Source organism: Rhodococcus sp. GXMU-t2271, from assembly GCF_041414735.1.
GTDB lineage: Bacteria > Actinomycetota > Actinomycetes > Mycobacteriales > Mycobacteriaceae > Rhodococcus > Rhodococcus indonesiensis.
The window spans coordinates 16,391-29,457 of the sequence record NZ_JAUIZP010000031.1 but is presented as its reverse complement, the minus strand read 5'-3'; the positions used below and the strand labels follow the sequence as shown (position 1 = coordinate 29,457).

Annotated in this window: 9 protein-coding genes; 7 read left to right on the top strand and 2 right to left on the bottom strand. The window is 70.2% G+C overall.

The window, feature by feature from the left end; translation table 11 throughout:
* The first annotated feature begins 19 nt into the window (after positions 1 to 19).
* Positions 20 to 1,147 carry an alpha/beta hydrolase family protein gene (locus QYS60_RS12770; protein ID WP_371383344.1) on the top strand — a complete coding sequence of 376 codons (1,128 nt, stop codon included), beginning with the start codon at positions 20 to 22 and terminating at the stop codon, positions 1,145 to 1,147.
* Between the two features lie 256 nt (positions 1,148 to 1,403).
* On the opposite strand, the gene QYS60_RS12765 is transcribed toward QYS60_RS12770, so the two are convergent.
* Both QYS60_RS12765 and QYS60_RS12760 read right to left on the bottom strand, forming a co-directional pair.
* Positions 1,404 to 1,949 (bottom strand): DUF2716 domain-containing protein, encoded by a 546-nt coding sequence (locus tag QYS60_RS12765; RefSeq protein WP_371383368.1) that lies wholly within the window; start codon positions 1,947 to 1,949, stop codon positions 1,404 to 1,406.
* Between the two features lie 79 nt (positions 1,950 to 2,028).
* Entirely contained in the window at positions 2,029 to 2,385 is a 357-nt protein-coding gene (locus QYS60_RS12760) for a hypothetical protein (protein WP_010596391.1), read from the bottom strand.
* A gap of 224 nt (positions 2,386 to 2,609) precedes the next feature.
* Here QYS60_RS12760 and QYS60_RS12755 point away from each other — a divergent pair, with 224 nt between their 5' ends.
* The 6 genes from QYS60_RS12755 (at position 2,610) to QYS60_RS12730 (ending at position 13,047) form a co-directional block, all read left to right on the top strand.
* The gene (locus QYS60_RS12755; protein ID WP_371383343.1) at positions 2,610 to 3,500 is read left to right on the top strand and encodes an SRPBCC family protein; all 891 of its coding nucleotides are present in this window, start codon (positions 2,610 to 2,612) and stop codon (positions 3,498 to 3,500) included.
* Positions 3,501 to 3,666: 166 nt separating this feature from the next.
* Positions 3,667 to 4,749 carry a lipase family protein gene (locus QYS60_RS12750; RefSeq protein WP_371383342.1) on the top strand — a complete coding sequence of 361 codons (1,083 nt, stop codon included), beginning with the start codon at positions 3,667 to 3,669 and terminating at the stop codon, positions 4,747 to 4,749.
* A 78-nt stretch (positions 4,750 to 4,827) separates the two neighbouring features.
* Complete coding sequence (locus QYS60_RS12745) at positions 4,828 to 5,964, top strand: lipase family protein (protein WP_371383341.1); 1,137 nt, start codon at positions 4,828 to 4,830, stop codon at positions 5,962 to 5,964.
* 80 nt (positions 5,965 to 6,044) lie between these two features.
* A complete protein-coding gene (gene ettA, locus QYS60_RS12740) occupies positions 6,045 to 7,718 on the top strand; it encodes an energy-dependent translational throttle protein EttA (protein WP_003937117.1) in 1,674 nt (557 codons plus the stop codon).
* On the top strand, positions 7,711 to 8,121 hold the full coding sequence (locus QYS60_RS12735) for a thioesterase family protein (protein ID WP_003937118.1): 411 nt from the start codon (positions 7,711 to 7,713) through the stop codon (positions 8,119 to 8,121). Before ettA ends, QYS60_RS12735 begins: the two co-directional genes overlap by 8 nt.
* Positions 8,122 to 8,229: 108 nt before the next feature.
* The gene (locus QYS60_RS12730; RefSeq protein WP_371383340.1) at positions 8,230 to 13,047 is read left to right on the top strand and encodes an NAD-glutamate dehydrogenase; all 4,818 of its coding nucleotides are present in this window, start codon (positions 8,230 to 8,232) and stop codon (positions 13,045 to 13,047) included.
* Positions 13,048 to 13,067: the final 20 nt, after the last annotated feature.

Sequence of the window (13,067 nt, the reverse complement as noted above, 5' to 3'; positions counted from 1 at the left end):
CCGACGACGGGAGGACGCGATGAGGGGAACCGGGTGGCGGCTGCGGGCACTCGCGTGCATCGGGGCCGTGGCTGCCGGGCTGGTCGTGCCTGCGACGGCCGGCGCGCAGCCCGGGCCCGGCACGGTGGTCGCGGTCGAGTCACTGCCCGGCGAGCTGTCGGTGCCGGGAGCGGCCACGGCCGAGCGACTGACCTTCCGCACCCAGTGGCGGTCGGGTGCGTCGACGACCGCCTCGGGTGTCCTGTACCTGCCCCCGGGTCAGCCGCCCGACGGTGGCTGGCCGGTCGTGTCGTGGGCCCACGGCACCGTCGGAGTCGGCGACGAGTGCGCCCCGTCGCGCAACCCGCGCACCGACCGCGACCGGGCGTACCTCGGGCACTGGCTGTCCCGGGGCTACGCCGTGGTCGCCTCCGACTATCCCGGCCTGGGCGGCGACGGCCTGCACACGTATCTCGACGGGCCGAGCGCCGCGAACAGCGTCGTCGACGTCGTCCGGGCCGCCCGCGCCGCCGAGCCGTCGCTGTCGAACCGCTGGATCGTGATCGGCCAGTCGCAGGGCGGCCACGCGGCGCTGCACACCGCGCTCCTGGCGACGTCGCGGGCCCCCGAACTCGACTTCCGCGGCATGATCGCCACCGGCGCGCCGTCGAACCTCGAGACGTTGTTCCCGTTCGGCGGTCCCGGCTTTCCGGATCTGGGCCTCGACGGAACCACCGTGTTCCTGTCCTACGTCCTGGCCGGTCTGCGAGTCGCACGGCCCGACGTGGACGTGAACAGCTACCTCACCCCGGTCGGGCGGGACGTGGTCGACGACGCGGAGCGGCTCTGCTACGCCGAACTCAGCGACCGCGTCGACGGCATCGGAGTGGGGGAGATCCTCGCCCGCCCGCTCGGCGACGACCGCATGCGCGCGGCCCTCGCCGACTACATGGGAGTGCCCACCCGTGGCTACGACCGACCGCTGTTCCTCGGCCAGGGATTGCGCGATCAGGTCGTGCCGGCGCCGCTGTCGTTCAAGCTCGTCGCCGACCTGTGGTCCGGGGGTACAAACGTCGACTACCGCACCTACCCCAACGGGCATTCCGAGACCATGTTCGACGCACTGCCGGCCACCACACCGTTTGCGGCGACCCTGTTCGGCGGGTAGAGCCGCTGTTCGTGCGGGGCCCGGTGATTGTCGAGGCTGCTGCGGGTCGACGCGTCAGCTGACGCGGGCGCAGGGCCGCAAGATGTTCGACCTGCACGAGGCCGGCGCGAAGACTGTGGTCGCCGGCAAATCGGCCCAGTCAGCCGAATCCGGCGACGATGAGGGTGTCGCCTTCTCGACAGGTGGCGAGGGCTTCGCACAGTCCGGGCCGATGTCGTGGCCCCGTCCCGCGGTGCGCGAGTGGTGTGCTGTTGTGTTACAGGGCGTCGGGTCGACGGCCGTCGATCCGTATGACAGGCAGCCACGTCGCGAGGGTCCGGCCCAATGAACCGACAAGACGTTCGCCGAACACGCACAGGGTCTGCTCCCACGGGTGTCCGAACGTGCCCTCGCTGAGGTCGTCGCGCAGAAAGAGGTGGTAGTCGCCGTTGGGGTAGACCGGAACCCGCCACTCGGTGTCCGGGGTGGCGGCATGCACGGCCGTATCGAGCCGATAGCAGGTGTGCTGCCAGTCCAGCACCACGAACATCGGGTCCTCGGGGAAATCTGAGACGAAACAACGTAACGCTTCGGCGTTGATCGCATCGAAGCGGCTCTGCCACGCGCCTGCGATGTCGGCAGGCGCGGTGAGATCGAACGTGATCGACGGTGTCGGTTCTGCCATCGCCGGCCAATCCGACTCGGTAAGACCAGGCCGGAACCTGAACCGGTCGGTGAACTGATCCCAGTACCGGTTCTGGTCGTCGAGTGTGGTCCAGCCCGGGGGCAACGGGCTACCGAAGTCGAGTGTGTGTCTCATCATGGCGCGTCTCCTCGTAACCGGTACCGCCGCGCCCACAGCGATACCTCTGTTGCTGTGCGGGACCATCACAAGGGCGGGGTCACACGTGGCGTCGCCGCCAGGTCCACACGCACAAGGCAATTCCCACGAGTGATATCGCAGGTAGTACCCATCTCCACCGACGCAATGTCATGAACCGCTGGTACTGCTCGTTCGACAGGAACTGCAAACCCGGCTGATTCACGGTGGGCGGATCCCACCAGTAACTGCCCGAGCCGGTCAGCACCTGAGGCCATGCGAAGACACTCACCGCAGCCGCGATGACGATGCAGGTCGCCGGGAATGCCACCCAGAACCACGGAAACCCGGAAGCGCGTTCCACCCGGTCTCGCTGTCGCACCACCACGCCCGCCACCAGCCCCATCAGCGCCAGAACTCCGAACACCAACCATGCCATGCGCTCGGACGATACGGCCCTTCCGCTGGAAGGTCGGGAAACCAACGTACGGAGTGCTGTTCGAAGATCGTCGAACAGCACAGCAGCCTGGGCCCACGGAGCGGTGACATCGAGACCACAACCGGCCGATCCCGAGCTCCAGGTGGCCGGCGGAGCGTAGCGTGCGAAACGTGTGATCCGGGGGCCGTAGTTCGGGGAGAGTCAGGACGGAAGGGATCGGACCGATGGCGAAGATGAGCCGCGCCACCACGATCGAGGCGCCCGTGGCGGAGGTGTTCGAGTTCGCGAAGGACGTCGGGAAGTTGTGGGTCTGCTTTCCCGAGTGCGCGGTGAGGGACGTCGACCTCACCCCGGACGGGGTCGGGACGAGTGCCGAGTGGTTCGAGAAGCTGCTGGGCCTGCACCTGAAAGGGCGCGTGGAGTACACCGAGGTCGTCCCCGGCGAGCGCATCGTGGCCCGATCCAGCATGGGACCGGTCTGGACCTTCACGTTCGCGCCGCAGGACGGCGCGACGAGCCTGACCTTGGACTGCGAATGGACACTCGACGTGCCGGTCGTCGGGGTGCCCGTCGAGGAGTTGATGTTCAAGTTGAGCGGGGGTGACATCGAACGGATGCTCGCCACCGTGAAGGCGCGGGTCGAGGGTGCCCGGACTCCGGCCGCGCCGCCGAGCGCGCGTGCGGCGCAGAGCATCACGATCGATGCCCCCGTCGAGAAGGTGTTCGGGTTCGCGCGCGACATCGGGAAGCTGTGGTCCGCTCACCCGAACATGGCGGTCCGGGAGGTCCACTCGACCCCGGACGGTGTCGGGTCGAGCGCCCAGTGGTTCGGAGGACTCCTCGGCCTGCACTTCGAGGGTCACGTCGAGTACGTCGAGGTCGTCCCCGACGAGCGCATCGTCGTCCGGTCGACGCCTGGGGCGGGCATCGAGTTCCTGTGGACGTTCACGTTCGCGCCCGCGGACGGCGGCACCGAGGTGAAGCTGGAAGGGACCTCGCACGTCGCCGTCCTCGTCGCCGACGTCCCCCTCGGGGATCATCTCCCGAAATGGACCGAGAGCAGCATGCAGCAGATGCTGGCCCACCTGAAGACCCGGATCGAGCGTGCGGGCTGACCCGAGCCGGACGTGCCAGGTGCCGACTCGCACCGTCTCGGCCGGCACGCCGTCCCCGACCGTGCGTCCTCGTCGCGGGGAGACCCGAGGAGATCGGGGGACGAGCCGACTCCGTCGCGAGAGCGGGGTACGCCGGGCGCTGTGGGCGGTCTGCGCCTCGTCGACCGTGTTGTTCCCGGCCGGGCTGTGCCCGCCCGTCGCGGTCGCCGAGCCGGCGCCCGGGGCGGTGATGTCGGTGGAGCCGCTGCCACCCGAGCTGTCCGTGCCGGGCGCTGCGGTCGCCGAGCGGTTCACCTACCGCACCCAGTGGCGGTCCGGTGCCGCCGCCGTCGACACCGGGGTGCTGTTCCTGCCGCCGGGCCCGGCACCCGAGGGCGGCCGGCCGGTGGTGTCGTGGGCCCACGGCACCGTCGGTCTCGGCGACGACTGCGCCCCGTCGCGCAACCCCCGCGTCGACCGGGAGCAGCGGTATCTCGCGCACTGGCTGTCGCAGGGCTACGCCGTGGTGGCCGCCGACTACCCCGGACTGGGCACCGACGGTCTGCACACGTATCTCGACGGGCCCACGGCCGCGAACAGCATGATCGACGTCGTGCGGGCGGCGCGCGCAGTCGAGCCGTCGCTGTCGCCGCGCTGGGTCGTCGTCGGGCAGTCGCAGGGCGGGCACGCGGCGCTGCACGCCGCACGCCGGGCCACGGCGCGCGCACCGGAGCTCGACTTCCGCGGCGCCGTCGCCACCGGGGCGCCGTCCAACCTCGAACTACTGTTCCCGTTCGGCGTGCCCGGCTTCCCCGACCTCGGGCTGGACGGCCTCGTCCCGTTCAGTGCCTACATCATGGCCGGGCTGCGGGCGGCACGACCCGACCTCGGGGTCGACAGTTACCTCACGCCCGTCGGCCGCGAACTCGTCGACGCCGCCGAGCGCCTCTGCTACAGCGAGCTCGAGGACCGCGCCGCCGGTGTGGCCGTCGGGCAGCTGCTGTCCCGGCCGCTGGGTGACGACCGGATGCGGGCCGCGCTCACGGACTACCTCGGCGTCCCGGCCCGCGGTTACGACCGGCCCCTGTTCCTGGGCCAGGGCCTGGACGACCGGATGGTGCCCGCACCCTTGTCGGTCAAGCTCGTCGCCGACCTGTGGGCCGGCGGTGCCGACGTCGACTACCGCACCTATCCGGCCGACCACTTCGCCACGCTCTTCGAGGCCCTCCCCGACACCACGGGGTTCGTCGCCGCCCGATTCGTCCGGTAACGCCGGACGGTCGGGGACCGACGTGCGAGGTGGTGCCTGCCGACGACCGGCACGCGCGTCGGACGAGCGGAGGATTTCATGGGCCGGACCAGGCGGTGGCGGTGGGCGCTGTGTGCGGTCGGTGCGGTGCTGGCGGGCGGGCTCACCCCGTCCGTCGCCGGGGCCGAACCCGCAGCCGCAGACCCCGGCACGATCGTCTCGGTCGAGCCGTTGCCGCCCGAACTGTCGGTGCCCGGCGCAGCGGTCGCCCAGCGGCTCACGTACCGCACCGAGTGGCGCTCCGGCGCGCCGGCCGTGGGCACCGGGGTGCTGTTCCTGCCTCCGGGCCCCGCCCCGGAGGGGGGCCGCCCGGTGATCTCCTACGCCCACGGCACCGTCGGCATCGGCGACGACTGCGCGCCGTCGCGGAATCCGCGCGCCGACGTCGAGCGGCCGTACCTCGAACACTGGCTCGCCCAGGGGTACGCCGTCGTGGCGGCCGACTACCCGGGACTGGGCACCGACGGCGTCCACACCTACCTCGACGGCCAGAGCGCCGCCGACAGCGTCGTCGACATCGTGCGGGCGGGCCGTGCCGCCGAGCCGTCGCTGTCGCCGCGGTGGGTCGCCGTCGGTCAGTCGCAGGGCGGGCACGCGGCGCTGCACACCGCACACCGGGCCTCATCGCGCGCACCGGAGCTCGACTTCCGCGGCACGGTCACCACCGGGGCGCCGTCCAACCTCGAGCGGCTGTTCCCCTTCGGCGGGCCCGGATTCCCCGACCCGGGTTTCGAAGGTCTGGTCGCGTTCAGCTCCTACATCTTCGCCGGACTCCGCGCCGCCCATCCCGACCTGGACGTGAACAGCTACCTGACCCCCACCGGGCGTGAGTTCGTCGATGCGGCCGAACGACTCTGCTACAACGAGCTCGACGCGCTCGCCGGCGACGTCCGGGTCGGCGACCTGGCGGCGCGGCCGCTGTCCGAAGGCCGTTTCCCCGCCGTGTTCGCCGACTACCTGGGCGTCCCGACCAGCGGGTACGACCGCCCGATGTTCCTCGCCCAGGGCATCCACGACACGATGGTCCCCGCGCCGTTGTCGGCCGGGCTCGCCGCCGACCTGCGGGCGGCGGGTGCCGACCTCGACTACCGGGTGTACGTCGCCGGGCACAACACGACCATGACCCGTTCCCTGCCCGACACCACCCCGTTCGTGGCGCGGCTGTTCGCCTCGTAGCCGGTCCGCTTCCGGTCTCACCGGACCGGGCCGGTCGTCCGGGATGTGGTGTCCGCGGGTCGGCCCGATACGCTGGACCTATGGCGGAGTTCATTTACACGATGAAGAAGGTGCGCAAGGCGCACGGTGACAAGGTCATTCTCGACGACGTCACCATGAGCTTCTACCCGGGTGCCAAGATCGGTGTGGTCGGACCGAACGGCGCGGGCAAATCGTCCATCCTCAAGATCATGGCCGGGCTGGACCAGCCCAGTAACGGGGAGGCCTTCCTCGATCCCGAAGCCTCCGTCGGCATCCTGCTGCAGGAACCGCCGCTCAACGAGGACAAGACCGTCCGCGGCAACGTGGAGGAGGGTCTCGGCGAGATCAAGGTCAAGCTCGACCGGTTCAACGAGATCGCCGAGCTGATGGCGACCGACTACTCCGACGAGCTCATGGAGGAGATGGGCAAGCTCCAGGAGGAACTCGACCACGCCAACGCCTGGGACATCGACTCGCAGCTCGAGCAGGCGATGGACGCCCTGCGCTGCCCGCCGCCGGACGAGCCGGTCACCCACCTGTCGGGCGGTGAGCGCCGCCGCGTCGCCCTGTGCAAGCTGCTGCTGAGCAAGCCCGACCTGTTGCTGCTCGACGAGCCCACCAACCACCTCGACGCCGAGTCGGTGCTGTGGCTCGAGCAGTTCCTCGCGAGCTACCCCGGTGCCGTCCTCGCCGTCACCCACGACCGGTACTTCCTCGACCACGTCGCGCAGTGGATCTGTGAGGTCGACCGCGGCAAGCTGCACCCGTACGAGGGCAACTACTCCACCTACCTGGAGAAGAAGGCCGAGCGCCTCGAGGTGCAGGGCAAGAAGGACCAGAAGCTGCAGAAGCGCCTGCGCGAGGAGCTCGAGTGGGTCCGGTCCGGCGCCAAGGCCCGCCAGACCAAGAACAAGGCCCGCCTGGCCCGCTACGAGGAGATGGCCGCCGAGGCCGAGAAGTTCCGCAAGCTCGACTTCGAGGAGATCCAGATCCCGACGCCGCCGCGCCTGGGCGACGTCGTGGTCGAGGTCGACCACCTCGACAAGGGGTTCGAAGGCCGCGTGCTGATCAAGGACCTGTCCTTCACGCTGCCGCGCAACGGCATCGTCGGCGTGATCGGCCCCAACGGCGTCGGCAAGACCACCCTGTTCAAGACCATCGTCGGCCTCGAGAAGCCGGACTCCGGCACCGTGAGGGTCGGCGAGACCGTCAAGCTGAGCTACGTCGACCAGTCCCGGGCGAACATCGACCCGAACAAGACGGTGTGGCAGGTCGTGTCCGACGGGCTCGACTACATCGAGGTCGGCCAGAACGAGATGCCCTCACGCGCGTACGTCAGCGCATTCGGCTTCAAGGGCCCGGATCAGCAGAAGAAGGCCGAGGTGCTCTCCGGTGGCGAGCGCAACCGCCTGAACCTGGCACTGACCCTCAAGGAGGGCGGCAACCTGATCCTGCTCGACGAGCCGACCAACGACCTCGACGTCGAAACCCTGAGCTCGCTCGAGAACGCGCTGCAGAAGTTCCCCGGCTGTGCCGTCGTGATCTCCCACGACCGCTGGTTCCTCGACCGCACCTGCACCCACATCCTCGCGTGGGAAGGCAACGTCGAGGAGGGCAAGTGGTTCTGGTTCGAGGGCAACTTCGAGTCGTACGAGGCCAACAAGGTCGAGCGGCTCGGGGCGGAGGCGGCGCGTCCGCACCGCGTCACCCACCGGAAGCTCACTCGTGACTGAGCGGAAGACCTTCACCTGCACGCTGGAGGTGCGCTGGGCCGACTCCGATCGCCTCGGGCACGTCAACAACACGAAGTTCGTGGAGTACATGCAGGAAGCCCGGATCAAGTTCCTGCAGAGCGGCCCGTTCGCGCGCGGCGCCGTGGTGGTGCGGAAGATGGACGTGGAGTTCCTGCGTCCGCTCAAGGACGATTCCGGTCCGATCACCGTCGCCATCTCGGTACTGCACGTGGGCAACAGCTCGTACACCCTGCGGCACGTGATCACCGACGTGCAGGGCAATCCCTGCGGCTCCGGGGACGCGGTGCTCGTCGGGTTCGACCCGCACACCGAGACCGCCCGGCCGCTGTCCGCCGACGAGCGGGCGGTTCTCGAGGAGTACGTCGCCGCGCCGGTCGCCTGACCACCCGGCGCGGGATTCCCCCCTCACACCCGGCGCCGCGGATAGGCTCGCACCAGAGCCTGTCCGCGGCGCTGCCGGTTTCCGGCAGCGAATGAGGGAGTGAGCACCATGGCCGAGTCCGCCCCACCCCACGGGGTTTCGTCGAACCGGCAGCTCGCGGCCTCCGCTCTCGAGGACAGCTACCGGCGTTACGCGGACACCGTCGACGCCCCGGAGCGGGCTCTGGCCGCCCACCTGGACCTCGGCAGGGAGCGACGTGACGCCGCGGTCCTGACCCGCGTCTACCGGCCCGGCGACCGATGGGACATCGGCGCCGCCCTGCAGATCGTCACCGACGACATGCCGCTGCTCGTCGAATCCGTCATCGCGCTGCTGACCCGGCTCGGCGTCGCCATCCGCGAACTGGTCCATCCCGTGGTGTCCGTACGGCGCGACGCGGGCGGCGGCCTGCGCGAGATGGTGGCCGACACCACGCCCCCGTCCGGCTTCGTCACCGAGTCGTGGATACACGTCCAGCTGCATCCGGCCACCGCCGAGGCCACCCTCGATGCCGTGGGCACCGAGATCGGGGGTGTGCTCGCCGACGTCCGGCAGGTCGGTGCCGACACCGCCGAGATGCTCGCCCGGGAACGCGATCTCGCCACCGAACTCGACGCGCTCGCCGAGAACCCGCCGCCGCGGCACGCCGCGGAGGATCTTCGGGAGACGTCGGCGCTGCTGCGCTGGCTCGCGCGGGGCAACTACACCGTCCTCGGCTATCGGCGCTACGACGTCGTCGCCGACGCCTCGGGGACGCGCCGTGCCCGCGCCGTGCCGGGCAGCGGACTCGGGGTGCTGCGCTCCGACCTGGCCGCCGACGACGTGATCGACATGTCGGCAACGGTCGAGGCCGCCGACCGTCCGCTGCTGGTGCTCACCCAGGCGTCCCTGCCTGCCACGGTGCACCGCTCGGTTTACCCGTACTTCGTGGGCGTCGCCGTGCTCGACTCCGACGGCCGGGTCGTCGGCGAGCACCGGTTCCTCGGTGTGCTCGCCGTGACCGCGCTGCACGAGAACGTGCTCGACATCCCGGTGCTGGCCCGCCGGGTACGGGAGGTGGTGGCCCTCGCCGGCGTGGAACTGTCGTCGTTCACCGGCCAGGCCATGCTCGAGGTGCTGCAGGCACTACCCCGGGTGGAACTGTTCTCCGCCGACACCGAGACCCTCTACGAGACCGTCACCGCCGTGGTCGCGATGCGCCGGCAACTCCGGCTGTTCGTGCGGGTGGACCCCTACGGCCGCTTCGTCTCGTGCCTGATCTACCTGCCCCGCGACCGCTACAACACCCGCGTGCGGGTCGCGATGCAGCAGATCCTGCTGCGCGAGTACGGCGGCGGTGCCATCCACTACACCGCCCGGGTCACCGAGGGCGACCTGGCGTTGCTGCACGTGACCATCCGGACTCCACCGGGGCAGGCACTGCCGCGGATCGACACCTCCGAGGACAATCGGCTGCGCATCCAGGCCCTGCTCGCCGAGGCCAGCCGCAGCTGGGACGACCACCTCGCCGACCTGGCCGCCACCGACCACACCGTCGATCCCGTGCTCGTACAGCGCTACGCGGAGGTGCTGCCCGACGGCTACAAGGAGGACTTCGACGCGAGCCGGGCGCTGGCCGACATCGCCCGTCTCGAGGCGCTGCGGGACGGCAGCATCGACCTGCTCCTGTACCGGCAACCCGGCGCCGATCCGCGCCGGTGGCGTTTCACGCTCTACATCGGCAGCGAGGGCATCACCCTCAGCCAGGTGCTGCCGGTGCTGCAGAGCCTCGGCGTCGAGGTGCTCGACGAGCGCCCGTACCAGATCATCCGCGCCGACCGGATGAGCTGCTGGATCTACGATTTCGGGCTGGTCCTGCCCGTCGACGTCGAACCCGACCCGGGCGTGACCACCCGTTTCACCGCGGCGTTCGCCGCCATGTGGCACGGACTGTCGGAACCGGACCGGTTCAACGAACTCGTCCTGCGGGCCGGAATGGGCTGGCGGCAGGCCATGATGCTGCGCGCCTACGCCAAGTACCTGCGGCAGGCCGGCTTCCCCTACAGCCAGTACCGCATCGAAGGAGTCCTGCTCGCGGACCCGGACACCACCGCGCTGTTCGCCGAACTGTTCGAGGCGATGTTCGACCCGGACGAGGCATCTGCCGACCGCGAGCAGGACGCCGCCGCCGAACTGGTCGGCCGGATCGACGCCGTCGTCGGTCTCGACGCCGACCGGATCCTGCGCGGCCTCTTCGGCCTGATCCGGGCGACGTTGCGCACCAACTACTTCGTATCGAGCGACGACGGGGCCGTCCCGCTCTCGCGCCCCGACGCCGCACCCGCCCGGGCCCTGTCGTTCAAACTCGACCCGACCCGCATCGACGAGTTGCCCCAGCCGCGACCGAAGTTCGAGGTGTTCGTCTACGCCCCCGACGTCGAGGGTGTGCACATGCGTTTCGGCGCGGTCGCCCGCGGTGGCCTGCGCTGGTCGGACCGGCGGGAGGACTTCCGCACCGAGATCCTCGGTCTCGCGAAAGCGCAGGCCGTGAAGAACGCCGTCATCGTTCCCGTCGGCGCCAAGGGCGGCTTCGTCGTCAAACGCCCGGTCGCGCCGACCGGCGATGCGGCCGCCGACCGGCAGGCCGTGCGCGCGCAGGGGGAGGCCTGCTACCGGCGGTTCATCGCCGGTCTGCTCGACGTCACCGACAACCTCGACCGAGCGAGAGGCGTGGCCGTGCCGCCGCCGCGGGTCGTCCGCCGCGACGGCGACGACACGTACCTCGTGGTCGCCGCCGACAAGGGCACCGCGACCTTTTCCGACCTCGCCAACGAGGTCGCCCGCGAGTACGGGTTCTGGCTCGGCGACGCCTTCGCCTCCGGCGGATCCGCCGGCTACGACCACAAGGCCATGGGCATCACCGCCCGCGGAGCCTGGGAGAGCGTCAAGCGGCACTTCCGTGAACTGGGCGTCGACACCCAGAGCGAGGACTTCACCGTCGCCGGCATCGGCGACATGAGCGGCGACGTGTTCGGCAACGGAATGCTCCTGAGCACCCACATCCGGTTGGTGGCCGCGTTCGATCATCGGCACATCTTCCTCGACCCCGACCCGGAGCCCGCCGCCTCGTACGCCGAGCGGCGCCGCCTGTACGAGCTGCCCCGCTCGTCGTGGGCCGACTACGACACGGAGCTGATCAGCACCGGTGGCGGGGTGTGGGAGCGTTCCCTGAAATCCGTTTCCCTCAGCGCCGAGGTGCGGAGCGTGCTCGGACTCGACGACGACGTCACCGAGCTCTCACCCCCCGAACTGATCCGCGCGATCCTGCGGGCCCCGGTGGACCTGCTGTGGAACGGGGGCATCGGCACCTACGTCAAGGCCGTCCCCGAAACCGATGCCGACGTGGGCGACAAGAGCAACGACGCGGTCCGCGTCAACGGCGGCACCCTCCGCGCCCGGGTGGTGGGGGAGGGCGGCAACCTCGGCGTCACCCAGCGCGGCCGCATCGAATACGCCCGCGCCGGCGGCAAGATCAACACCGATGCGATCGACAACTCCGCCGGGGTCGACTGCTCCGACCACGAGGTCAACATCAAGATCCTGCTCGACTCGATGGTCACCGCCGGTGCCCTCGACACCGCCGACCGCAACCCGCTGCTCGAATCCATGACCGACGAGGTCGGTCGAATCGTCCTCGAGGACAACATTTCCCAGAACAACCTGCTCGGCTACTCCCGCACCGGCGCCCCCACCATGCTCGCGGTGCACCAGCGGCTGATCGCCGACCTCGTCGCCGAACGCGGAATCGACCGGTCCCTCGAGGCGCTGCCCGGCGACGCCGAGATCGAGCGGCGTCGCCTCGAAGGAGAGGGACTGACCTCGCCCGAGCTGTCCACCCTGCTCGCCCACGTCAAACTCGCCCTCGCCGACGACCTGCTCGACACCGACCTGCCCGACAGCGAGACCTTCGCCGGACGGCTACCCGGCTACTTCCCGCGGCAACTGCGCGAACCCTTCCGCGCCGGCATCCGCTCCCACCCACTGCGGCGGCAGATCGTAGCGACGATCCTCGCCAACGAAACCGTCGACAACGGCGGGATCAGCTACGTCTACCGGCTCTCCGAGGAGGCCGGAGCATCGAGCACCGACGCCATCCGCGCCTACGCCGCCGTCACCGAGATCTTCGATCTGCCCGGCGTGTGGGCCCGCATCCGCTCTGCCGACACGACCACGGCCGTCGCCGACGACCTGCTGCTCGAATCGCACCGCGTCCTCGACCGGGCGTCGCGGTGGCTGCTGTCGAACCGGCCGCAACCTCTGGCCGTCGGCGCCGAGATCAGCCGGTACCGGGCCATGTTCGCGCGGCTCGCCCCCCGGGTGGGGGAGTGGATGCAGGGTCACCACGTGCAGGACCTGAAGGAACGCGCCGAGCCGCTGCTCGCGCGCGGCGCCCCCGAGGAGCTGACGTGGGACGTGTTCCGTCTCCTCGACCAGTTCCCGCTGCTGGACGTGATCGACATCGCCGACATCGCCGAACGGGACGAGGCCGAGGTCGCCGAGCTGTACTACGCGATGGACGCCCACATGGGAATCGACTGGCTCCTCTCGGCGGTGACGGCCCTCGAACGCGGCGACCGCTGGCACTCGCTGGCGCGGCTCGCCCTGCGCGACGAGCTGTACGGGTCGCTGCGCACGCTCACCCTCGACGTGCTCGCCACGTCCGAACCCGGCGAGAGCACCCGCGAGATGATCGAGGACTGGGAGCTGACCAACGGTTCGCGGCTCGGCCGCGCGAGGTCGGCGCTCGAGGAGATCTTCCTGTCTGGAAACCTGGACCTCGCGACGCTGTCCGTGGCGGCGCGTCAGGTCAGGAGCATGGTGCGCGCCGGCGCACCCGACAGGAGGTAGACCGTTGAAGCACGCCGGGG

Coding starts and splice junctions, on each gene's coding strand:
- QYS60_RS12730 (WP_371383340.1), top strand. CDS start 8,230: ATGGCCGAGTCCGCCCCACCCCACGGGGTTTCGTCGAACCGGCAGCTC.
- QYS60_RS12745 (WP_371383341.1), top strand. CDS start 4,828: ATGGGCCGGACCAGGCGGTGGCGGTGGGCGCTGTGTGCGGTCGGTGCG.
- QYS60_RS12765 (WP_371383368.1), bottom strand. CDS start 1,949: ATGATGAGACACACACTCGACTTCGGTAGCCCGTTGCCCCCGGGCTGG.
- ettA (WP_003937117.1), top strand. CDS start 6,045: ATGGCGGAGTTCATTTACACGATGAAGAAGGTGCGCAAGGCGCACGGT.
- QYS60_RS12755 (WP_371383343.1), top strand. CDS start 2,610: ATGGCGAAGATGAGCCGCGCCACCACGATCGAGGCGCCCGTGGCGGAG.
- QYS60_RS12760 (WP_010596391.1), bottom strand. CDS start 2,385: ATGGCATGGTTGGTGTTCGGAGTTCTGGCGCTGATGGGGCTGGTGGCG.
- QYS60_RS12770 (WP_371383344.1), top strand. CDS start 20: ATGAGGGGAACCGGGTGGCGGCTGCGGGCACTCGCGTGCATCGGGGCC.